Origin of the sequence: Mycobacterium sp. 012931 (genome assembly GCF_000419295.1) — a bacterium.
Taxonomy (GTDB): Bacteria; Actinomycetota; Actinomycetes; order Mycobacteriales; family Mycobacteriaceae; genus Mycobacterium; species Mycobacterium marinum.
Window position 1 is genome coordinate 3,308,657 of sequence record NZ_AOPX01000001.1, and the last position, 21,856, is coordinate 3,330,512.

The following is a 21,856-nucleotide window of genomic DNA, read 5'->3' on the forward strand; positions in this document are numbered from 1 at the left end:
GCGAGGAAACTCAGTGAGGGTCGCGGTCACCGGGGCCGGTAGGGTGCTGGGCCGTGGCCTGGCCTCCCGATTGCTCAGCCAGGGCCACGAAGTCGTCGGGATGTCGCGCCGGCGGCCCGACAGCTGGCCGAGTCAGGCCGACTTCGTTGCCGGCGATATCCGCGACGCGGCCGCGGTCCGGCGCGCAATCACGGGCGCGGACGTGGTCGCCCACTGCGCATGGGCCCGGAACCCGGGTCCGGACGGCCGGATCAGCCAGCAGATCAACATCGACGGAACCCGCAACGTCTTGGATGCGATGGCAGCCTGCGGTACCGGCCGCATCGTGGCCCCCAGCTCCCCCCACGTCTACCGGCCGGGTCTGCCGATGCCGGCCACCGAACACGGTGCGGTGGCGCCAGCTTCGGCCGAGGGGCGGCACAAGGCGGGCGTCGAGCAGATGCTGCAGGAGTCCGGCGCGCAATGGGTTGCCGTGCGTTCGGCGCTCATCGTAGGGCGCAACATCGACAACTGGGTGCGCCGGTTGTTTGCTCTGCCGGCGTTCCCCGACGGTTCGGCAGATGACGTACTGCAGGTGGTGCACCTCGACGACGTACTTCGGCTGCTGACGCGCGCGGTATCGGACGTCGGTGCGGGCACCGGTCCGGTCAATCTCGCCGCCCCGGGGCTACCCACGTTGCGCGAGATCGCCACGGCACTGCGACGCCCCATCCTGCCGGTCGGCGCGGCGCTTCGCCGTATTGGGTCGGTCGCCGAATTCCAATTGGTGCAAGGCGTTCCCGTGATGGACACCGCGCGGTTGCACGATGAATGGAAGTTCCAGCCGGCCTTCACCGCCGAGGAGTCTGTCGAGGACTTCGCGCTGGCCGTGCGTGGCCGAGTCTCGTTGGGCAGACGGGTGGTATCGCTGCCCTGGCGACTCGCCAACATCCAGGACCTGCCCGCCGTTGACGCTCCCGCGCAAGACGGTGTGGTTCCCCGGCTGGCAGGCCCGGAAGGTGTCAACGGGGAGTTCGACACACCTATCGATCCGCGTTTCCCGACGTTTCTGGCCACCAATCTGTCCGAAGCGTTGCCCGGTCCGTTCTCGCCTTCATCGGCATCGGTCACCGTGCGTGGCCTGCGTGCGGGCGGCGTCGGTATTGCCGAACGGTTGCGGCCAGGTGGAGTGATTCAGCGCGAGATCGCAATGCGCACCGTCGCGGTGTTCGCCCATCGGCTTTACGGGGCCATCACATCGGCGCACTTCATGGCCGAGACAGTGCCATTCGCCAAGCCGGCGATGATCGTCAGCAACAGCGGGTTCTTCGGCCCGAGCATGGGCTCGCTGCCCATTTTCGGCGAGGAACGCCCACCGGCAGAATCCAGCTTCGTGCGCCGGCAACTGCGCACCGTTCGCAATATCGGCGTATTCGGCGTCAACCTGGTCGGCCTGAGCGCCGGTTCGGCCTTGGACACCAACGATTTCATCGCCGATGTCGACCGCCTGGAGCAGCTTGCCGGGGGCGATGTCACCACGCTTGACGATCGGCGCCTGCTGAGCCTGATTCTGCTGGCCCGCGACCACGTGGTGCACGGCTGGGTGCTGGCTTCGGGTTCCTTCATGCTCTGTGCCGCATTCAACGTGCTGTTGCGCGCCGTGAGCGGCCGCGACACCGCCCCGGCCGCGGGGCCCGAACTGGTCAGCGCCCGTTCGGTGGAAGCGGTACAGCGCCTGGTGGACGCGGCGCGCCACGACGAAGCCGTGATTCGGCTGCTGTCCGAACCCGGGGACCGCCTCGGCAAGCTGGCGGTGGCGGCGCCGCACTTCTACGATGCAGTGCGCCAAGAGCTTTCGCTGATTGGGCACCGTGGGCCGGCGGAAGTCGAGATGATGTCGACCAGCTACGCCGACAACCCGGAATTGTTGGTCGGCATGGTGGCCAAGACATTGAGCACCTCCTCGGTGCCGCAACCGCCGCAGCCGTCGATACCATTGCAGGCCAAGCCGATCGCGGTGCTGGCCGCACGCCAACTGCGTGACCGGGAAGCGCGCCGAGACAAGATGGTTCGCGCGATCTGGGTGCTGCGCGCCCTGCTGCGCGAGCATGGGCGCCGGCTGGCCGAAGCCGGCGTGCTGCACGCCTCCGACGATGTCTTCTACCTCTTGGTCGACGAACTCGACGCACTGCCCGCGGACGTGGCCGAGTTGGTGGCCCGGCGCCGCGCAGAACAACGCAGGCTGACCGCCGTCGTCCCACCCACGGTGTTCAGTGGGAAGTGGGAGCCGTCGACCGCCTCGGCGGCGGCGCTAACGGCCGGGGGCACCTTGCGCGGAGTCGGCGTCTGCGGCGGGCGGGTGCGTGGCCGGGTGCGGATCGTGCGTCCGGAGACCATCGATGAACTAGAGCCGGGCGAAATTCTGGTCGCCGAGGTCACCGACGTCGGCTACACGGCTGCCTTCTGCTACGCGGCGGCCGTCGTCACCGAACTGGGTGGCCCCATGTCGCATGCGGCTGTGGTGGCCCGCGAGTTCGGGTTCCCCTGTGTGGTGGACGCCCAGGGCGCCACCCGGTTCTTGCCGCCGGGCGCGCTCATCGAGGTCGACGGCACCACCGGGGAGATCCAAGTGCTCGAGCTGGCGGCCGAAGGCGATTCATCGGTTACGCAGAGCGATCCCGCTGATTTGGCCTAGTCGGCGAGTTAGTAGCCACAGAAATCACCCGGGCGCTAACCCGTAGCCCCTCCTCGCGCCCGAGCTGGCGGATGCGCTCGTTGTTGACCTGCCAGCGGGCCCGGCGGGCCATGCGTTGAAGCCCCTCGGGCACGCGAGCTGCTAGATGCCCGCCTGGGCGTAGACGTTCTTGTGGATGGTTTCGCAGATGTCCTCGAGCGGGAGGTCGTTCGCGTCATTCGCGAAGGGGCTTTCGATCTCGACGGCGATTTCCTCGATGCCGAAGAATGTGTAGGCGATGATGAGGACGTCGACAATGGTCGTCCAGCCGAAGGTCTCGACCATGGCGAAGGGGAGGGTGAAGCAATAGAGTACAAGCGCCCGGCGCAGGTGCACGGCGTAGGCGAAGGGCATCGGCGTCTTGCGAATTCGTTCGCAGCCGCCGAGGTAGTCGACCAGGAGCTGAATGTTCTGGTCCATCGAGGTGAGCATGATGTCGGAGATCAGGCCCCGCTCGCGCGCCTCCCGGAGGCAATCGGACATGTTGCCGGCGACAGCGAGAGGCGGATGCTGGGCGTCGATCACCTCCTGCGCCTCGGCGGGCGGAAGTTCGGCGATTTGTGGCCCGAGGCCTTTGGTACCGCGCAGGCTGTGCATGGCCGCCCAGGGAAAGACGGCTGTCCATCGGGTAAGTCGGGCCACCAGCGCGGGATCTCCGGTGATGTATACGCTGGCGCTCCGGACGAGGTTGCGTGTTTCATTCACGATGCCTCCCCATAGCTTGCGCCCCTCCCAGAAACGGTCGTAGCTGGAGTTGGTGCGGAAAACCAGAAGGAGACCGAGAGCGAGGCCCATCAGGGTGTGCAGCTGGAACGGCATGCCGACCGGCGCGACATAGTTGTGAAAGGTGACAACCGCCGCCGACCACGCGACGCATAGGGAGACGCGACCGCTGATCTCCCGGACCAGCGAGCCGCGGATGTCAAAAAAGTGGTCCAGCCATTTGTGCGAGTCGTATTCGATCATGATCTACTTCGCGTAGTTGGGATAGACGGGCTCTGCAGGCGCGGGCGCTGGGTTCTTGGTGAGGGCTTCCATGGCGACGGTTGCGGCGCGCTCCAACTGCGGATCATGCCCCTGCCGCACCGCCGCCGGATGCTTCCAGATTTCAATGTCTGGCGCAACACTTTGCTTCCAGGTCAGCGGCGCCGGACGTGTTGCGCAAGGCGAGATTGGCAGCGGTGAGCGAACCGCCATCCTTAGCAGCGGAAATCCGAGGATGCCCACCAGCCTGCCCCGGGTGCGGGTGCCGACCAACGGCGCCAGCTTGTGGAATGTAACGCCCATGACGGGCGTGATGGTGTCATGGCCATGGCGGGTGCGTCAGTAGTTCATCCACCGGCGGCAGCCGAAGTCGAGTACCTGAGCGGCTGCCTGCCCGCCGCCGGTGAAGCATCCTCGATAATCACGCCCCGGCACCCGGACTGCGCAAAGTAGCTGACGACGTCAACCGTAGCTGGCCGATGCGGGCCAGACCGCGAGGTGAAATCTGTTGACATCTCTACAAACCCGCCACAGTCGGGCAAGTCATCGGCCCCACCGCGTGGCCCGCCAAAGGGGGGGCTGCCTTCCCATTGCACTGGATATCACCGAGGCATAGCAGCCGACGGGCACGCCTCAGCAGCTGAACGCGGCGCCCACACCGTCGGGCGGCGGTACCGACCGCAGGCAGCCGAACGGCTCGACGCCGGCGCTGCTGAGCCCAATGGCGGACTGATGGGCGTAGTTGACGCAAAAAACGCCGGCCTGATCGGCTCGGCAACGGTAGTCGCCGAACGACAGCGAGTCGCCGTTGGCCAACTCGGGCCCGTTGCCGTTGGTGAACGGTCCCGGGTCGCCTCGGGAGGCCCCGACCCGCAAGTTGGTGCCGTCAAAATCGACCCAGCCGCCCTTCCATTCGCCGTAGGCGGTGGGGGGTGGGGGAGACGGGTTGGTCAGGCTGACCAGGCAGGCCATCGCGTCACCGGTGTGCTTGGTGTCGGTCAGGCAGGACACTTTGCCGCCTTGGGCGCTGAATGCGATATCGTCGCCGAGCTCGGTGGTGACATCCTCTCGCGTCACACTGTGATAGCGCGCCGGATCAGCGGCGTGACCAGCCTCTATCCAGGCAATGACCTCGGAGATCGGCGCCCCGGCCGACGGCACCTTCGAGGCTGTGGGAAGTTTGCTTGTCGAGGAAGAAACGCTACTGCTCGGCGTCGCCGGGGTGCTGGTCTGCGAACGACCCGAGTCGCTGTCGACGTCATGTGCGCACCCGGCAACCAGCAACGGTACTGCGACTAGCGCGGCGATTCGCATCCCGTCAGGCTAGCCGCCCTGAGGGGATTTCAAGTGGTACGCACGCCGTGTGCGTTTCGGGTCCGCTAACGTCGGGTTATGCATGAGCGCACCGTCCGCGCCCGCACGGCCACCGGCGTCGTTGAAGGCTTCACTCGCGACGGCGTGCACCGCTGGCGGTCCATCCCCTACGCGCGGGCTCCGATCGGCCCGCTCCGGTTCCGCGCGCCGCGGCCCCCGCAGCCCTGGTCGGGTGTCCGCCACTGTCATGGGTTCACTCACTGCTCGCCTCAGCAGCGCCGCTACACCATGCTCGGCCTGGGCAAATACCAGCCGATGAGCGAAGACTGCCTGACCCTCAACGTCGTCGCACCCGAAGCCCCCACGCATCGACCGCTGCCGGTCATGGTCTTCATCCACGGTGGGGGCTACATCCTGGGCAGCTCGGCGACTCCGATATATGACGGCGCGGCACTGGCGAGGCGAGGCTGCGTCTATGTTTCGGTCAACTATCGGCTGGGCGCGCTCGGGTGTCTGGATCTGTCTTCGCTGTCGACACCGGACATCGCCATCGACGGCAACCTGTACCTGCGCGACCTGGTGATGGCATTGCAGTGGATCCAGGACAACATCGCGGAGTTCGGTGGTGATCCGGACAACGTCACCATCTTCGGGGAAAGCGCGGGCGCGCATATCACCGCCACGCTGCTGGCGGTTCCGGCGGCCAAAGGTCTTTTCGCCCGCGCGATCTCGGAGAGTCCGGCCGCCGGTATGGTGCGTCCGCGGGAAATCGCGGCCGAATTCGCGACACGCTTTGCCCGACTGCTCGGTGCGCGCAAGCACGACGCCGCCAGCGCGCTGATGCGGGCAACCGCGGCTCAACTGGTGCAAACCCAGCACCGGCTGATCGATCAGGGCATGCAGAAACGCTTGGGCGCCTTCCCAATCGGCCCAACCTTCGGTGATGACTGCCTGCCGCTGGACCCCGTCGAGGCCATGCGCGCCGGGCAATCACACAAAGTGCCGCTCATCGTCGGCACCAACGCCGACGAGGGCCGCCTGTTCACCCGGTTCCTCAAAATGCTGCCGACCAACAAGGCGATGATCGACGAGTTGCTCGCCGACACCGAACCGGCTACCCGTGAACGCATCACCGCGGCCTACCCGAACTATCCGGAGTCCGCTGCCTGCATACAGCTGGGCGGTGATTTCGCATTCAACGCCGCGGCCTGGCAGATCGCCGAAGCCCAAGGAGCGCACGCTCCCACGTACCTCTATCGCTATGACTACGCGCCACGGACATTGCGCTGGTCCGGGTTCGGGGCCACGCATGCGACCGAGTTGTTCGCCGTCTTCGACATCTATCGAACCAGGTTCGGCGCGCTTCTGACCGCCGCCGCCGACCGCAGACACGCGTTGCGGGTCAGCGACGAGGTGATCCGGCGCTGGCGCTCGTTCAGCCAGACCGGTACGCCCGGCGAGGACTGGCCGGCTTACACGCACACCCGCCGTGCTGTCATGGTGATCGACCGCAAGAGTCGCGTCGAGATCGATCCGCACCAGCACCGCAGGCTGGCGTGGGACGGCTTCTCGCTGGCGCGGTGAACGTCATGAACGACGAGGGCGACCAGAACGCGGGCATCATCGAAGAACCCGGCGACCTCACCGCGTCGTGGCTGACCGAAAAGATCGGCGCCGGGGACGTCACCGAATTCACCGTCGAGCGGATCGGCACCGGCCAGATGAGCGAGTGCTACCGCGTCCAGCTCACCTACGCGATGCCCGGCGGTCCGTCGTCGGTGGTGCTCAAGGTCGCGGCCACCGATCCGATGAGCCGCCAGACCGGCCAGGCGCTGGGGCTCTACGAACGCGAAGTTCGCTTCTACGCCGAAGTGGTGCCGCGTCTGGGTGGGCCGATAGCGCCGTGCTATCACGCCGCCGTCGACGCCCAAACGGGCGCATTCGACCTGTTGCTCGGTGATGCGGGGCCAGCGCTGGTCGGCGACGATATTGCCGGTGCCACGGTCGCACAGGCACAGCTCGCGGTCAGTCAGCTGGGGCGGCTGCACGGTCCGCTGCTCGGTGACGCGGCACTGGCCGAAGCGCCATGGCTCAACCGTGATTCGCCGCTGAACCAAGCCATGGTCAGCGGGCTGTACGCGGGGTTCCTCGACCGCTACGGCGAGCAGATCGACCCACGCAGTCGCATGGTGTGTGAACGGTTGGTGGCGGCGTTCGACGGCTACCTGGCTCAGGAGTCCTCCCGAGGCGCAATCCAGGGCTTGGTGCACGGTGACTACCGTTTGGACAACCTGCTTTTCGGTGCCGCCGGTGCCGAGCGGCCGTTGACAGTGGTGGACTGGCAGACCGTATCTTGGGGCCCGGCTCTGACAGATCTGGCCTACTTCCTGGGCTGTGCCCTGCAACCGAATGAGCGGCGCGCGCACTACGACGACCTGCTGCGGACCTATCACGATGCGTTGGGCCCGGAAGCGCCGATCACGCTCGAGCAAGTCGCCGACGAGGTACGGCGGCAGAGCTTTTTCGGCGTGATGATGGCGATCGTGTCATCGATGCTGGTGGAACGGACCGACCGGGGCGATCGGCTGTTAATGACGATGCTGCACCGCCACTGCGAACACGTTCTGGACACCGACGCCCTGGCCACGCTGCCGGATGCGGCACCGCCGGAACCGTTGTGCCCGGGTGAGCAAGACGAAATGGCGCACGAGCCCACCGATGAGCCGCTCTGGAGTGAAAGCTGGTACGCCGATTTCGTCGATGCCGCACAGGGTTTGGGCGGCTGGTTTCGTCTCGGCCGAATAGCGAACCAGCAGAAGGCGTGGGTACACGCGTTGCTGTGCGGGCCCGACATGGCGACCGTGGCGGTTGCCGACATCGAGGTCGCGCTACCCGATGACCCGTGGGCGGTGCGAACCGGTGATATTGAGCTGCGCCACCATGCCACGGCACCGCTGCAGACCTATGCGGTGGAGTTGCGGGCGCGAGGCCAGGCATACGAGGACCCGTCAGCGTTGCTGCGCGGGGAGCCCGGGGATCCGGTCGAGGTAACGATGAACCTGGTCTGGACAACCAACGGAGTCCCCTACCAATACCGGCTGACGTCGCGTTACGAGATCCCTTGCACGGTAGCGGGTACCGTGACCGTCGACGGGACGCACTATCGCGTCGATGCGGTCCCCGGACAGCGTGACCATTCCTGGGGTGTGCGCGACTGGTGGAGCATGGACTGGATGTGGAGTGCGCTGCATCTCGACGACGGAACCCACCTGCACGGGGTGAACATCCAGCTGCCGGGCACTCCCGCCTTCAGCGTTGGCTACGTTCAGGATTCCGGCGGGAACCTCACCGAGCTGCAGGCCGTGAACTTTCGGGAAGCGTTCGGCGGCAACGGCTTACCGCAGAACACGACGTTGAGTCTGAAACCGGGTGATATCACGGCGAAAGTCGACGTACGTGCCCACGCGCCGGTACGCCTGAGTGCCTCCGACGGGCGCGTGAGCCATTTCCCGCGCGCGTGGGTCGCTGTGGCCACCACGGATGGTCGCAGCGGCGTCGGATGGATGGAATGGAACCGCAACCAGGTGTGAGCGTCCACCGGTCGCCGAAACCGTCACCGATCGTGGTGATGGGTGTTTGCGGGGCAGGCAAGTCGACGGTAGGGGCGGCGCTGGCACAGCGTTTGGGGGTGCCGTTCACGGAGGCTGACACGCTGCATTCGCAGGCCAACGTCACGAAGATGGCCGCCGGCAAGCCCCTTGACGACGATGATCGCCGCCCCTGGTTGCGGCGGGTCGGGCGGTGGTTGGCCGACCATCCCGGCGGGGGCGTGATCAGCTGTTCGGCGCTGGCGCGCCGGTACCGCGACGCGTTGCGGGAGAACTGTCCGCAGGTTGAGTTTCTCCATCTGAGCGGCTCCGCAGAACTGATCGGCCGCCGTTTGGCCGCCAGGTCGGATCACTTCATGCCGGCCACCCTGCTGCGCTCCCAACTGGACACATTGGAGCCGCTCGGTGACGACGAGCGAGGTGTAACCGTGGACATCGACGGTGTGGGCGGCGATGTCGATTCGATCGTCGAGGCGTTCCTGGCTAGTGGCTAGTGCCGACGGCCCCTAACCGGGGCCTCGACCCGCGCACGCGCGGTGTCGGCGAGCTGGGTGCCTTGGTGGCGTGCGGTCTCGGCAAGTTCAGCCCCGCGAACGCGGGCGCTGTGGGCTAGGCGCTCGCCCCGCCTGCGTGCCGCCTCGGCCAGCGGGGCACCTTTCTCCGCTGCGGTGCTTGCCAGCTCCCTGCCGCGTTCCAGCGCGGCTTCCGCATAGGGGGCGCTCTTCTCCGCTGCGGTGCTGGCCAGCTCGCGGCCGCGCTCGGCTCCCGCCTGTATGCCATGCACGATCTTGTCGCCCAACTCGGACTCCAGCCGCATGTCGTCGGATCCCGGCAGAGCCGAAGACACCGCGCCGGACAACTTCTCGGCGGCCCGCCGGCCCCGCCAGGCCAATGACGGCTTGCCCGCGGTGTCGGCGGACGCGATGATCAGTCCGCCGAGCAGGCTTACGTCAGTGAGGAATTCCCGTCGCTTCTGGGCTTTGCGGTCCGGGTCTGGCTCGTTCCAAAACAAGTGGGCGCCAAGGTTTCCCGGTACCACCGTCAAGGCCAGCGCAGCGGAGGCCAGGCGCGGCAACCGGCCCGTGGCCAGGAGCAGGCCACCGCCGATCTGAACGGCGGCGTTGATCTGGGCGACGGTTTCGGGATCCGCCGGGACGCGGCTGCCCATCGGTTCCGGCAGGGTGCGCAAACCCGCCACCGCGGGTGCGGCGGCCTGCGCCGCCGGCTTGGGGTTCAGCAGCGACTCGACGCCCTGGCCGATGAACGCCGCCGACAGCATGGGTCGTGCGATTCTGCGGATCAACATGATTCTCGTATTACCCGCTGTGCCGGCGAACAAACCCACGGCCGGTTTGTCCCGCCGCACGGTGACCACGTCCCGCTGGCGATATGGTGGACGCTGTGCGAGCGTTGATCATCGTCGATCTGCAGAACGATTTCTGCGCCGGCGGCGCGCTGCCAGTGCAAAACGCTGACCTCGTGGCACGCGCGATCAACGACTATCTGGCTGGTAGCCCCGGATATGACCGCGTGGTGGCCACCCAGGACTTTCACATCGATCCTGGTGCTCACTTCTCGGATTGCCCGGATTACTCGTCGTCATGGCCGCCGCACTGTCGTGCCGGCAGTACCGGCGCCCAGTTCTGTCCGGATCTGGACGTCGCCCCGATTGAGGCGGTGTTCCGAAAGGGCGCCTACTGCGCTGCCTACAGCGGATTCGAGGGTGTGGATCACCACGGCACGACGCCGGAGGACTGGCTGCGACAGCGAAGTATCGATGCGGTCGACGTGGTTGGTGTTGCCACCGACCACTGCGTGCGTCAGACCGCCGAAGGCGCGGCTCGGGCCGGCTTCGCTACCCGGGTGCTGCTGGACCTGACCGCGGGCATTTCGGCCGAGACAACCGAGGTGGCGCTGGCCGGGATGCGCACCGCCGGGGTCGCGTTGGTCGGGAGCCGGTAATGGCCCTACCCAAGCGCGACGATCTCCTGGCCGCCGTCGAGCGGTCGCCACGGGCCGCCGCGGCCCACGATCGCGCCGGCTGGGTGAGTCTGTTCACCAGCGACGGCCGCGTCGAAGACCCAGTGGGGTCGATGCCACACGTGGGGCATGAACAGATCGGCCGGTTCTTCGACACGTTCATCGGTCCACGAGACATCAAGTTCCACCGGGACCTCGACATCGTCTGCGGCACGGTGGTACTGCGCGATTTCGAACTCGAGGTGGCAATGGCTGCGGGCGTCACGATGTTCGTCCCCGCCTTTCTTCGCTACGACCTGCGAAAGGCCAGCGACGAATGGAAGATCGCCGTGCTGCGGGCGTATTGGGACCTGCCGGCGATGATGCTGCAGTTCCTGCGCGGGGGAGCGCAGGTAGCCAAGCCCGCACTCATGCTCTCCCGGGGTTTACTGGGCAATCAGGGGTTGCGCGGGACCGCGGGTTTCATGACCGGATTCCGGCGGTCGGGTGCGCGTCACCAAGCGCTGGTGTCGACCTTCCTCGACGCCGTCGTTCGTGGCGACAGCCAGGCCGCAACGCGGACCCTCTCGGACACGGCCACAATAACTTTGGGCGACGACGATGTGCTGGAGCTGGCTGAACTCATCGAGCAGCTTCGTCGGGCCACCTGGTCGAAGATGATCGGATCCGGGTCCACCGTCACGGTGTCAGTTGTCACTGATCACGGGCGGGGCATCATGTTCGCCGAGTTGCCCTGGCGAGGCAATGAAATCCACCGAGTCCGCTACTTCCCGAGCTGATCGCGGCCAATCCGGCGCAACGCGGGTACTAAGGACCTAGATACCGTCGGCGTTGGAGCCGGGGCCACCATCGGGAGCGAAATGTTCGACAAGCCGCTGCGGCGCCGGGAGCTGCTGCGGGGTGCTGGACTACTCACCGCGGCGGCCCTGGCACCGGTGGCGGCCGGTTGCGCTTCCGACGATGACGCCCTGACGTTCTTTTTCGCGGCGAATCCTGAGGAAGCGGACGCCCGGATCCGGGTTGTCGAGGCGTTCGGGCGCAGTCATCCCGACATCAAGGTGCGGACGTTGTTGTCAGGTCCGGGGGCCTTGCAGCAGATATCGACGTTTTGTGCCGGCGGCAAGTGTCCAGATGTATTGATGGCGTGGGAATTGAGTTACGCCGAACTGGCCGATCGAGGCGTGTTCCTGGATCTGAACACCATGCTGGCGCGGGACCAGAAGTTCGCCGACGAGCTGGCCGCGGACAGCATCGGGGCACTGTATGACACCTTCGCCTACAACGGGGGCCAGTACGCGTTTCCCGAGCAGTGGTCGGGAAACTTCCTGTTCTACAACAGAGGGCTCTTCGCGGACGGCGGTGTGCCACCTCCGCCGACCAGCTGGGACCAGCCCTGGAGCTTCGCCGAGTTTCTGGACACGGCCCGCGCGCTCACCAAGCGCGACGGCGCGGGCCGGGTCACACAGTGGGGATTTGTCGACACGTTTGTGCCGCCGCTTTCGGCCGGGCTGTTCGCGTTGAACAACGGCGTACCGCGGTCGACTCCGCGGATGAATCCGACCCACCTCAATTTTGACGACGACGCCTTCATCCAGGCCGTGCAGTTCTACGCGGACCTGTCCGCCAAGCACCAGGTGGCCCCCACCGCATCGGAGCTGCAGTCGATAGCCACCACCGACCTCTTCTCGTTGGGCAAGGCGGCGATGGCACTGGGCGGCCATTGGCGATACCAGACCTTCGACCGCGCCGACGGGTTGGAGTTCGACGTCACCGCGTTGCCGTTGGGTCCCAACGGGCGCGCTGCGTGCTCCAACATCGGCGCCACCGGTCTGGCGATTGCGGCCAGCAGTGCACGCAAAGAACAAGCCTGGGAGTTCGTCAAGTTCGCCACCGGTCCGGCCGGGCAGGCGTTGATCGGCGAGACCGATCTGTTCGTCCCTGTGCTGGGGTCCGCGCTCAACTCGGCCGGGTTCGCCAAAGCCCACCGCAGGGTTGACAATCTGGCTGTGCTCACCGCGGGGCCGGGCCACTCACAGGGGCTACCGATCACACCGGCGTGGCCGAAGGTCCACGCCTTGATGGTTCGCAACTTCGGCCCGGTTCTGCGCGGATCTCGGCCCGCGACATCGTTGATCGGCATGTCGCGGGCCCTTGACGAAGTGCTGCGCAGCCCATGACGTCCATCGACACGCGCAGCACGCCAGAACCTGGCGCCGAAACGGGCCGGTCGCGCCGCTGGCAACGCCGCTCGTGGGCCGGCCGCATGTTCGTGGCTCCAAATCTCGCCGCCGTTGCGGTGTTCCTGTTGTTCCCGCTGGGATTCTCGCTCTACATGAGCTTTCAGAACTGGGATCTGTTCCGCGCCCCCACCTTTGTCGGTTTGCAGAACTTTGCCAAGCTGTTCACGTCTGACCCGTTGTTTCTGATCGCCCTGCGGAACTCGGTGGTCTACACCGCTGGAACCGTCGTGCCGACCGTTCTGATCAGCCTCGTGGTGGCTGCTGTGCTGAACCGAAAAGTGCCCGGAATCGGTGTCTTTCGGACAATCGTCTTCCTGCCGTTGGCCATCTCGTCCGTGGTGATGGCGGTCGTGTGGCAGTTCGTCTTCGATACCAACAACGGGCTACTCAACATCATCCTCGGCTGGATCGGAGTCGGTCCCGTCCCGTGGTTGATCGAGCCCAGATGGGCCATGGTCTCGCTGTGTCTGGTCAGCGTGTGGCGAAGTGTCCCGTTCGCCACCGTCGTCTTGCTGGCCGCGATGCAGGGCGTCCCCGAGACCGTTTACGAGGCCGCCAAAATCGATGGCGCGGGCGAGATCAGGCAGTTTGTGTCCATCACGGTCCCGCTGATTCGTGGCGCAATGTCGTTCGTCGTTGTCATCTCGATCATTCACGCCTTCCAGGCGTTCGACCTCGTCTACGTCCTCACCGGTCCCAACGGCGGACCGGAAACGGGAACCTATGTGCTGGGCATCATGCTCTTTCAGCACGCCTTTTCGTTCCTGGAGTTCGGATATGCGTCCGCGCTGGCCTGGGTGATCTTTGCCATCTTGCTGGTGTTGACCGTGCTGCAGCTCCGGATCACCCGGCGACGGTCGTGGGAGGCGTCCAGTGGGCTCAGCTGACCGGGTGGTGCAGCGCAACATTGTGCGTGCTGTCGCCCTCTATGCGGCGCTGATCGCGATCGCCTGGTGTGCTCTGTTTCCGATTCTGTGGGCCCTGTCCGGCTCACTGAGGAAGGGCGGTGAGGTCAGCGAACCGAGATTGTTGCCGTCGGACCCACAGTGGTCCAACTACGCTGAGGTATTCACCTTGATGCCCTTCTGGCGAATGTTCTTCAACACCGTGCTCTATGCCGGTTGCGTCACCGCCGGGCAGATCTTCTTCTGCTCACTGGCCGGATATGCGTTTGCGCTACTCGAGTTTCGAGGCCGCGACACACTTTTCGTCCTCTACCTGGGCACTTTGATGGTGCCGCTCACCGTGACGGTGATTCCGCAGTTCATCCTGATGCGAACGGTGGGCTTGGTGGACACGCCCTGGGCGATGATCGTGCCGGGACTGTTTGGTAGCGCGTTCGGGACCTATCTGATGCGCCAGTTCTTCCGGACGCTGCCCAGCGACTTGGAGGAGGCCGCGACTCTCGATGGTTGCTCGCCGTGGCAGATCTACTGGCGAATCCTGCTGCCGCACGCGCGGCCAGCGGTGATGGTGCTCGGTGTGCTCACCTGGGTCAATGTGTGGAACGACTTCCTATGGCCCCTGTTGATGGTCCAGCGCGACAGCATCGCCACGTTAACCCTCGGTCTGGTGCGGATGCAGGGAGAGTACGTGGCTCGGTGGCCGGTACTGATGGCAACATCGATGCTGATTCTGTTGCCACTGGTGGCCGTCTACGCCGTCGCGCAGCGCGCCTTCATCCGTGGTATCGCCGTGACTGGACTGGGCGGGTGACCCGGATGGCTTCGGTGAGTTTCGAGGGGGCAACACGTCGATACCCGGGTGCGGACCGTCCGGCCGTCGACAGCCTTGATCTCGTGGTCGACGACGGCGAATTCGTGGTGCTGGTCGGTCCGTCCGGCTGCGGCAAGACGACGTCGCTGCGGATGCTGGCCGGATTGGAAAAGGTAGATGCAGGGCGGATCCGGATCGCTGAACGCGACGTCACCAATGTCGATCCGAAGAGTCGCGACGTGGCGATGGTGTTCCAGAACTATGCCCTGTACCCGCACATGACCGTGGCACAAAACATGGGATTTGCACTGAAGGTCGCCAAGACCCCCAAGGCTGAGATCCGCGACCGGGTCCTTCAGGCAGCCAAACTGCTCGATCTCGAGGCTTATCTCGATCGCAAGCCCAAAGACCTCTCGGGCGGCCAGCGCCAGCGAGTAACGATGGGGCGCGCTATCGTGCGCCGCCCCCAGGTGTTCCTGATGGACGAGCCGCTATCGAATCTTGATGCCAAGCTGCGGGTGCAAACCCGCAACCAGATCGCCGGACTGCAACGGCAGTTGGGTACCACCACCGTCTACGTGACCCACGATCAGGTAGAGGCCATGACCATGGGCGATCGTGTTGCGGTGCTGTGCGACGGCGTACTACAACAATGCGCGGCCCCGCGTGAACTCTACCGCCGGCCCGACAATGTGTTTGTCGCCGGATTCATCGGATCGCCGGCCATGAACATGTTCATCCTGCCGATCGTCGATTCCTCAGTGTTGCTGGGGGATTGGTTGATTCAGCTACCCAGGGAGGTGACCGTGCCGGCACCCGAGGTCGTTGTCGGAGTCCGGCCCGAGCACTTCGAAGTGGGCAACCTCGGAGTCGAAATGGAAATTGACGTGGTCGAAGAGCTCGGCGCCGACGCCTACCTTTACGGTCGGATCAGCAACGGCGGCACGATGATCGACCAATCCGTTGTGGCTAGAGCGGATGGCAGCAACCCGCCCGAGCGGGGTAGTCGGGTGCGGCTGTATCCACAACCGGCGCAATTGCACTTCTTCACCGTCGACGGCCGCCGTATCGCTTGAGCCGCAGCGTTCCGATCGGGTTCATGCCCCGGCGCCGGAACCCTCCGTCGTCCGGCGCGCCGCCTACCGGCAAATCGACTCGATCGTGCTACCCTGGCGCCCGTGAGCGCAGCGCGTGTCGATCTGGTGTGCGAAGGAGGCGGGGTCCGCGGCATCGGGTTGGTCGGTGCGGTGGATGCCTTGGCCGAGGCTGGTTACGAGTTTCCGCGTGTCGCGGGCAGCAGTGCGGGTGCCATTGTCGCTGCGATGGTCGCCGCTTTGCAGACCGCCGGTGAACCGCTGTCGCGGCTCGCGGAGATCATGCGCACCCTCGATTACCGGAAGTTCCTTGACCGTAACCTGATCGGGCATATCCCGTTGATCGGTGGCGGGCTCTCGCTGCTGGTGTCCGACGGGGTCTATCGAGGCGCGTACCTCGAACAGCTGCTCGCCGGCTTACTCGCCGATCTTGGCGTGCACACTTTTGGCGATCTGCGCACCGGCGAGCAGCCCGAGCAGTTCGCCTGGTCGCTGGTGGTCACCGCCAGTGATCTGTCCCGGCGCCGGCTGGTCCGCATCCCGTGGGATCTGGACTCCTATGGCCTTGACCCGGACGAATTTTCGGTGGCGCGGGCGGTGCACGCCTCCTCGGCCATCCCCTTCGTCTTCGAACCCGTTCGGGTGCGCGGAGCTACCTGGGTTGACGGTGGTTTGCTGTCCAATTTTCCGGTGGCACTGTTCGATCGTGCCGACGGCGAACCGCGGTGGCCGACCTTCGGAATCCGGCTGTCGGCGCGCCCGGGAATTCCTCTCACCCGTCCGGTGCACGGTCCAGTGTCACTGGGAATCGCCGCGATTGAGACGCTGGTGAGCAATCAGGACAACGCCTACATTGACGATCCATGTACCGTGCAACGCACCATCTTCGTACCGGCTGACGGCGTGAGCCCGATCGACTTCGACATCACGTCCGAACAACGGGATGCGCTCTACCGGCGCGGATTACAGGCGGGCCGCAAGTTTTTGCAGAGTTGGAATTACGCCGACTACCTGACTGAGTGCGGGAGTCCTGCCGCGCCCTCGCCCTAGCGTCTTGCCCCGGCGCGCTTGGCCAAGAGGGCTCAGCGGATATCGGCGGAGTGATTTTGGTCAATGCCGCCCAACTTGCCTCGGACGAACGTACCATTTGCACCAATTCCGAGTGTGTCGTGGATCACTTTGTCGCGACCGGCGGCGAAGAGTCACTGGGAGGTGTCGATCTTGCAGGTCACCGTGGTGCCCGCGGTAGTTGAGATGGCGGCCAACGATCTGGCAACTATTGGTTCGACGATCAGCCAGGCCAATGCGGCCGCGTTGGCTCCGATAACGGGGCTACTGCCGGCGGGCACCGACGAAGTTTCGGCGGGCATTGCGGCGTTGTTCGAAGCGCACGGGAACGCATATCAGACGCTCGGCGCTCAGACGCTGGCATTGCACGAGCAGTTCGTCAAGCTGATGAGTGGTGGGGCCGCGCAATATGCCGCCGCTGAGGCGGCCAACGCGTCACCGTTGCAGACGGTCGAGCAAGCTGTGCTCGACCTGATCAATTCCCCCGCGGTGGCGCTGACCGGGCGTCCACTGATTGGCAATGGCGCCGACGGGGCGGCGGGGACCGGCGAAAACGGCGGCGATGGCGGCTGGCTCATCGGCAACGGGGGCAACGGCGGGTCCGGAGGGGTCGGCCAGAATGGCGTTAGCGGCGGTTCGGCCGGGCTGTGGGGCCGCGGTGGCAACGGCGGCCTGGGCGGCACCGGTGCCGACGGCGCGAGCGGTCAAGCCGGCAGCGCGGGCGGTGCCGGCGGCAACGGCGGCGCCGGTGGATGGATCTATGGCCACGGTGGAGACGGTGGCATCGGCGGTGCCGGGGGCAACGCCACGGCATCGGGATCGGTCGCTGCGGGCCTGGGCGGCGGCGCCGGCGGTGCCGGGGGTTCGGGCGGTCACGCCGGGCTCTTGTTCGGTAACGGCGGTAGCGGGGGCCTCGGCGGCGTGGGTGGACAAGCGACCGGCGCCACAACAAGCTCGGATTTGGGCGGTGTCGGAGGCGCTGGCGGCAATGGCGGCTCCGGTGCCCACGGTGGCTGGCTGATCGGTAACGCCGGAAATGGCGGGGACAGTGGCAGCGGTGGCGGCAGCGACGAAACCCAAACCGGTGTCATGAACGGTGCCACCGGTGGCAGTGCCGGACTCGCCAGTGGGGGCGGCGACGCGGGGGTCATCGGCAACGGCGGAGCCGGCGGTAGCGGCGGAAAGGGAGCCGCCGGGTCCACGCTAGGGGGTGCAAGCATCTTCGGCGGTAGCGGCGGCAATGGCGGCTCCGCGGGGGATGGCGGTGCGGGTGGTTTGGTATTGGGCAATGGTGGCGCTGGTGGTAATGGAGGTCAGGGCGGCGACGCCGGCGCCAACGGTTTCGCGGGCTTCGGCGGCCTTGGCGGCGAGGGCGGCTGGGTTGGCAACATAACGCTCGGACCGATCGGCGTCGATGGCGTGGGGTTGATCGGTCACGGCGGCGACGGTGGCAACGCCGGCGACGTAGGGGCCGGTAGCCTCAGCGTTCAGTTTGGCGAAACAGGCGGTTCCGGTGGTCAAGGCGGGCTGCTCTATGGCAACGGTGGCAATGCCGGCAGCGGCGGAACCAGCGGCTTCGAAGGCGTGGCGGGCCAGGGCGGAGCCGCGATGCTGATCGGTAACGGCGGGGCTGGTGGGAACGGGGCCACCGGTGGGACCGGCTTCGGCAACGTCCTTCAGGAATCCGGGGGTGCCGGCAGCGACGGCGGCATCGGCGGTAGCGGCGGCCTGCTGTTCGGCAACGGTGGCGCCGGCGGCAACGCCGGGGACGGCGGCGTCGGTGGAACCGGCTTCGACGGTGGTGACGGTGGTGTCGGCGGCCAGGGCGGGTCAAGCGGACTGTTATTCGGCAACGGCGGTGACGGTGGCGACGGCGGGGCCGGCGGAACCGGCGGCAGTGCGGGCACCGGCGGTGCCGGCGGCAACGGTGGCAATGCCGCGCTCCTGATCGGTACGGGCGGCAACGGCGGAGCCGGTGTCCCGCCGGCGTCCGGCGGCTCCGGTGGCAGGGGAGGACTGATCGGCTCGGCCGGGCAGAACGGGTAGGGGTAGGCGACTGCGGGTGCGCTGCCTCAAACCGGTTGTGCCCGGACCAGCGGCCACCGGCGCGGATCCCGTTTTTCCAGGAGCTAGCTTGCGCGCCCGTCATCAGCTGTCCGACATCGTGCAAAATGTTTCCAGCGCAGTGATTTTCGAGGTCTAACCGGCGCGCCGCAGCGACGATCGCCCGTCCGGTTTCCTACTATTGCCGCGTGGTGGATCGCTATGGAACCGATGTGCTGGCCGCGGGAGCGCGCCGCAAACCCCGATCCGTTGAGCACCCGGTGGAGCTCGGCATGGTGGTCGAGGACGCACAGTCGGGCTACGTGGGGGCGGTGGTCCGCGTCGAATACGGCCGCATCGATCTCGAAGACCGGCACGGCAAGACCCGCGGATTTCCACTCGGCCCGGGCTATCTGATTGACGGTCGCCCGGTGATTCTCACCGCGCCGAAGCGGCCCGCTCCGTCCGGTCCGGGCCGGACGCGATCGGGCTCCGTCGCGGTCGTGGGGACGCGTGCCCGAGTTGCCCGCGCGAGCCGGATCTATGTCGAGGGCCGCCACGATTCCGAACTGATATCCCAGGTTTGGGGCGAAGACTTGCGCATCGAAGGCGTCGTCGTCGAGTATCTCGGCGGCGTTGACGACCTGGTCCAAATCGTTGCCGACTTCAGACCCGGTCCGGACTGTCGGCTGGGTGTTCTGGTGGACCACCTGGTGGCCGGCTCGAAAGAGGCACGGATAGCCGAGGCGGTACGCCAGGGACCGGGTGGTTGCGACACCCTGGTCGTTGGTCATCCCTATGTCGATATCTGGCAAGCCGTGAAGCCGCAGCGGCTCGGTCTGAAGCAGTGGCCGAATGTGCCGCGACACATCGAGTGGAAGCACGGCATCTGTGAGGCGCTCGGCTGGCCGCATGCCGATCAGGCGGACATCGCCCGCGCCTGGCAGCGCATCCGCTCCAAGGTGCGGGACTGGAACGATCTGGAACCGGCGTTGATCGGTCGGGTGGAAGAACTCATCGACTTCGTGACCGCGCCTGGCGTGTGACCACCGCCCACCGCGGCGCCATTGTCCGTCACGCCGAGGACGGACCGGGTGCGTGCCGCGGAGCTGGTGGCACGAGCTGGCCATCCTCTGGCAGCTCGCGCATTGATGGCACGCCGCGGGAAAAATGATCGCCGTGATTTCATTTCGCGCTCCGGTGCGAGGGCAGGCTGCGCATTCGTGCTCGAGCCGTTGGGTCTGGCCCAGCATCCGGCCGGTGACGGTCCGTCACGCACGATGGCAAAACCGCAGCGCGACGCCGGCGATCTCGCACGCTGGCTCCCGCTAGATCCGCCCGCGGCGGATTCCACCGGCATTGTGTTCTGCGCCACAGTCTTTAGGGAAGCGATTAGCAAACCTAAGCAGCTATCGACGGCGAGATCGGGCTGGGGGGTGCGTTGCTGCTCGTGGGCGCAGGCATGCGCAGCCGCCAACATCCAACACACCCCTGCGCTGTCGGGCGTGGTGATGCTCGTGTCTATGGTGTAGATCACTGCGGAGTGGCGTCACGTATGGCTGCGCGCCATGCGCCAGATGCCTGTGGCCGCATATTTGTCCGCCGTGCCGGAAGGAGTGAGTGCATGACCGGCTTGCTTTTAGTCGAGTCTTTCCACGTGAGGCGGGTGCGTGATGTGGCGCCCGGCGCGGGTGTGCGCGCATGACGGCGGCTATTTGGATGGCTGCACCGCCTGAGGTGCATGCGGCTTCGTTGAGTACGGGGCCGGGACCGGGGCTGTTGCAGAACGCTGCGGCCGCGTGGGCGTCGTTGAGTGCTGAGTACGCGTCGGTGGCCGAGGAGCTCGCTGGTGTTCTTGGCGGGGTGCAGGCTCAGGCGTGGCAGGGGCCGAGCGCGGCCAGCTATGTGGCGGCTCATCTGCCTTATGCGGCGTGGCTGACCAAGGCCAGTGCCGACTATGCGGTGATGGCTGCTGAGCATGAGGCGGCGGCTGCGGAATATGTTGCGGCACTGGCGGCGATGCCTACCTTGGCGGAGCTGGCCATCAACCATGCCGCTCACGCGGTGTTGCTTGGGACGAACTTCTTCGGGATCAACACCATTCCGATTGCGCTTAATGAGGCCGACTATGCGCGGATGTGGGTCCAGGCGGCCACGGTGATGAGTGTTTATGAGGCGGGCTCGACTGCGGCGCTGGCTGCCGCGCCGCGCGGCGTGCCGGCCCCGGTGGTGCTCAAAGCCGGTGCGGCGGAGGGTGTTTCTGCGGCCGCTCTGCCCGCCGCGGCGGCGGAATTGCCGATCATCATTGTGATTTTGATCCAGATCATTCTGGTATTGCTCGAGATCCTGTATGCGATCGTCGCCTACACGATCATCTTGAGCATCATCTTGCCGATTATCGTCGTCGTAGAGGCGTTTGTCCTGTCGGTCGTGGCGGTTATCTTGGGCACTCCGATTCTGTTGGTCTCGTCGCCATTCCTGTTGACTGGTTCTCCTTGATCGGGTTGACGGCTGGGGTGCCGGTGTAGTTGGCGACGGCACTGCCGATTGGCATTCCCGCGTACCTGGCCGACCAGTCGCGCAGGGACGAGTTGAACGACACCGACCAGGAGCACGTGGTGTTCGTGGGCGCGCGCGCGGGGATGGCGCCATTGCTGACTGCGTCAACCGCACCGGCGCCGGCAGCGGGACTGGCCTCGGCTGGATCGGCGGTGCCGGCGAGCAACTCGGTCTCAACGGTGGCTTCTGAGCGGGGTGCCGACATGTCGAGCTTTGCCGGCACCTCCACCAAAGGGTCCGTTGGGCAGCCAGCGGGCCTGACCGCGTTTGGCGGCAGCGAGTTTGAGGGCGGATCGCGGGAGCCGATGCTGCCGGCGACGTGGGGGTCGGCGTTGGTGGGCGTGGCCAACTGACACGTTGTGTCGGGTGATGTGTCTCCCTGATTCTGGGGACGGTCAACGCACCCGCGAGGGCAATACCGCGGCGTCAACAACGTGTCTGGGCAATATCTAGCATCCCGCTGCCGGCTGCTCGGGGGGCGTCCGCTGCCAGCCTGCCCGATACCATTCACGACGGCCCGTGCGCTGGCCGTAATGG

General features: G+C 66.1%; 17 protein-coding genes and 1 pseudogene. 14 read left to right on the forward strand and 4 right to left on the reverse strand.

The window, feature by feature from the left end; all coding sequences use genetic code 11:
* Positions 1-13 precede the first annotated feature (13 nt).
* Positions 14-2,674, forward strand: coding sequence for a sugar epimerase family protein (locus tag MMSP_RS14545; RefSeq protein WP_020787238.1), 2,661 nt, complete (start codon positions 14-16; stop codon positions 2,672-2,674).
* A 141-nt stretch (positions 2,675-2,815) separates the two neighbouring features.
* Here the strand turns inward: MMSP_RS14545 and MMSP_RS14550 are convergent, their stop codons facing one another.
* From MMSP_RS14550 to MMSP_RS14560, 3 genes are all read right to left on the reverse strand, one after another.
* Positions 2,816-3,679: a bestrophin family protein gene (locus tag MMSP_RS14550; protein WP_015355711.1), complete on the reverse strand. Its 864-nt coding sequence runs from the start codon at positions 3,677-3,679 to the stop codon at positions 2,816-2,818.
* Between the two features lie 3 nt (positions 3,680-3,682).
* Complete coding sequence (locus MMSP_RS14555) at positions 3,683-4,000, reverse strand: hypothetical protein (protein ID WP_015355712.1); 318 nt, start codon at positions 3,998-4,000, stop codon at positions 3,683-3,685.
* A 330-nt stretch (positions 4,001-4,330) separates the two neighbouring features.
* Positions 4,331-5,011 (reverse strand): hypothetical protein, encoded by a 681-nt coding sequence (locus MMSP_RS14560; RefSeq protein ID WP_012394711.1) that lies wholly within the window; start codon positions 5,009-5,011, stop codon positions 4,331-4,333.
* A 78-nt stretch (positions 5,012-5,089) separates the two neighbouring features.
* Here MMSP_RS14560 and MMSP_RS14565 point away from each other — a divergent pair, with 78 nt between their 5' ends.
* From MMSP_RS14565 to MMSP_RS14575, 3 genes are read left to right on the forward strand one after another with little or no spacing between them, the layout of a single operon-like run.
* On the forward strand, positions 5,090-6,595 hold the full coding sequence (locus MMSP_RS14565; RefSeq protein ID WP_015355713.1) for a carboxylesterase/lipase family protein: 1,506 nt from the start codon (positions 5,090-5,092) through the stop codon (positions 6,593-6,595).
* A 5-nt stretch (positions 6,596-6,600) separates the two neighbouring features.
* Positions 6,601-8,601, forward strand: coding sequence for a phosphotransferase (locus MMSP_RS14570; RefSeq protein ID WP_020787241.1), 2,001 nt, complete (start codon positions 6,601-6,603; stop codon positions 8,599-8,601).
* Positions 8,598-9,113 (forward strand): gluconokinase, encoded by a 516-nt coding sequence (locus tag MMSP_RS14575; RefSeq protein WP_020725481.1) that lies wholly within the window; start codon positions 8,598-8,600, stop codon positions 9,111-9,113. The genes MMSP_RS14570 and MMSP_RS14575 overlap by 4 nt, the downstream gene beginning before the upstream one ends.
* On the opposite strand, the gene MMSP_RS14580 is transcribed toward MMSP_RS14575, so the two are convergent.
* Positions 9,110-9,925, reverse strand: a complete 816-nt coding sequence (locus tag MMSP_RS14580) for a DoxX family protein (RefSeq protein ID WP_036427287.1) — start codon at positions 9,923-9,925, stop codon at positions 9,110-9,112. The two genes, MMSP_RS14575 and MMSP_RS14580, sit on opposite strands and share 4 nt — an antisense overlap.
* 95 nt (positions 9,926-10,020) lie before the next feature.
* On the opposite strand from MMSP_RS14580, the gene MMSP_RS14585 reads away from it, so the two are divergent.
* The 10 genes and pseudogenes from MMSP_RS14585 (at position 10,021) to MMSP_RS14630 (ending at position 21,672) form a co-directional block, all read left to right on the forward strand.
* The gene (locus tag MMSP_RS14585) at positions 10,021-10,581 is read left to right on the forward strand and encodes an isochorismatase family protein (RefSeq protein ID WP_020787243.1); all 561 of its coding nucleotides are present in this window, start codon (positions 10,021-10,023) and stop codon (positions 10,579-10,581) included.
* Positions 10,581-11,378, forward strand: a complete 798-nt coding sequence (locus MMSP_RS14590; protein ID WP_020787244.1) for a ketosteroid isomerase family protein — start codon at positions 10,581-10,583, stop codon at positions 11,376-11,378. Before MMSP_RS14585 ends, MMSP_RS14590 begins: the two co-directional genes overlap by 1 nt.
* An 81-nt stretch (positions 11,379-11,459) precedes the next feature.
* Positions 11,460-12,776, forward strand: coding sequence for a sugar ABC transporter substrate-binding protein (locus tag MMSP_RS14595; protein WP_020787245.1), 1,317 nt, complete (start codon positions 11,460-11,462; stop codon positions 12,774-12,776).
* On the forward strand, positions 12,773-13,726 hold the full coding sequence (locus MMSP_RS14600) for a carbohydrate ABC transporter permease (RefSeq protein ID WP_015355720.1): 954 nt from the start codon (positions 12,773-12,775) through the stop codon (positions 13,724-13,726). Before MMSP_RS14595 ends, MMSP_RS14600 begins: the two co-directional genes overlap by 4 nt.
* Entirely contained in the window at positions 13,713-14,555 is an 843-nt protein-coding gene (locus MMSP_RS14605; protein WP_020787246.1) for a carbohydrate ABC transporter permease, read from the forward strand. Before MMSP_RS14600 ends, MMSP_RS14605 begins: the two co-directional genes overlap by 14 nt.
* Positions 14,556-14,560: 5 nt before the next feature.
* A complete protein-coding gene (locus tag MMSP_RS14610) occupies positions 14,561-15,631 on the forward strand; it encodes an ABC transporter ATP-binding protein (RefSeq protein ID WP_036426534.1) in 1,071 nt (356 codons plus the stop codon).
* Positions 15,632-15,724: 93 nt separating this feature from the next.
* Positions 15,725-16,699, forward strand: coding sequence for a patatin-like phospholipase family protein (locus MMSP_RS14615; protein ID WP_086085263.1), 975 nt, complete (start codon positions 15,725-15,727; stop codon positions 16,697-16,699).
* Positions 16,700-16,903: 204 nt separating this feature from the next.
* Positions 16,904-18,763, forward strand: coding sequence for a PE family protein (locus MMSP_RS14620; RefSeq protein WP_369797354.1), 1,860 nt, complete (start codon positions 16,904-16,906; stop codon positions 18,761-18,763).
* A 206-nt stretch (positions 18,764-18,969) separates the two neighbouring features.
* Positions 18,970-19,806, forward strand: a complete 837-nt coding sequence (locus tag MMSP_RS14625; RefSeq protein ID WP_020787250.1) for a DUF3097 domain-containing protein — start codon at positions 18,970-18,972, stop codon at positions 19,804-19,806.
* A gap of 655 nt (positions 19,807-20,461) precedes the next feature.
* Positions 20,462-21,672: pseudogene (locus tag MMSP_RS14630) on the forward strand (PPE family protein).
* The last annotated feature ends 184 nt before the right edge of the window (positions 21,673-21,856 follow it).

What these genes read in the sequence shown, in the direction of transcription:
- MMSP_RS14550 (WP_015355711.1), bottom strand. Translation starts at nt 3,679, where the DNA reads ATGATCGAATACGACTCGCACAAATGGCTGGACCACTTTTTTGACATC.
- MMSP_RS14555 (WP_015355712.1), bottom strand. Translation starts at nt 4,000, where the DNA reads ATGGGCGTTACATTCCACAAGCTGGCGCCGTTGGTCGGCACCCGCACC.
- MMSP_RS14560 (WP_012394711.1), bottom strand. Translation starts at nt 5,011, where the DNA reads ATGCGAATCGCCGCGCTAGTCGCAGTACCGTTGCTGGTTGCCGGGTGC.
- MMSP_RS14565 (WP_015355713.1), top strand. Translation starts at nt 5,090, where the DNA reads ATGCATGAGCGCACCGTCCGCGCCCGCACGGCCACCGGCGTCGTTGAA.
- MMSP_RS14570 (WP_020787241.1), top strand. Translation starts at nt 6,601, where the DNA reads ATGAACGACGAGGGCGACCAGAACGCGGGCATCATCGAAGAACCCGGC.
- MMSP_RS14580 (WP_036427287.1), bottom strand. Translation starts at nt 9,925, where the DNA reads ATGTTGATCCGCAGAATCGCACGACCCATGCTGTCGGCGGCGTTCATC.
- MMSP_RS14590 (WP_020787244.1), top strand. Translation starts at nt 10,581, where the DNA reads ATGGCCCTACCCAAGCGCGACGATCTCCTGGCCGCCGTCGAGCGGTCG.
- MMSP_RS14595 (WP_020787245.1), top strand. Translation starts at nt 11,460, where the DNA reads ATGTTCGACAAGCCGCTGCGGCGCCGGGAGCTGCTGCGGGGTGCTGGA.
- MMSP_RS14600 (WP_015355720.1), top strand. Translation starts at nt 12,773, where the DNA reads ATGACGTCCATCGACACGCGCAGCACGCCAGAACCTGGCGCCGAAACG.
- MMSP_RS14610 (WP_036426534.1), top strand. Translation starts at nt 14,561, where the DNA reads ATGGCTTCGGTGAGTTTCGAGGGGGCAACACGTCGATACCCGGGTGCG.
- MMSP_RS14620 (WP_369797354.1), top strand. Translation starts at nt 16,904, where the DNA reads ATGGCGGCCAACGATCTGGCAACTATTGGTTCGACGATCAGCCAGGCC.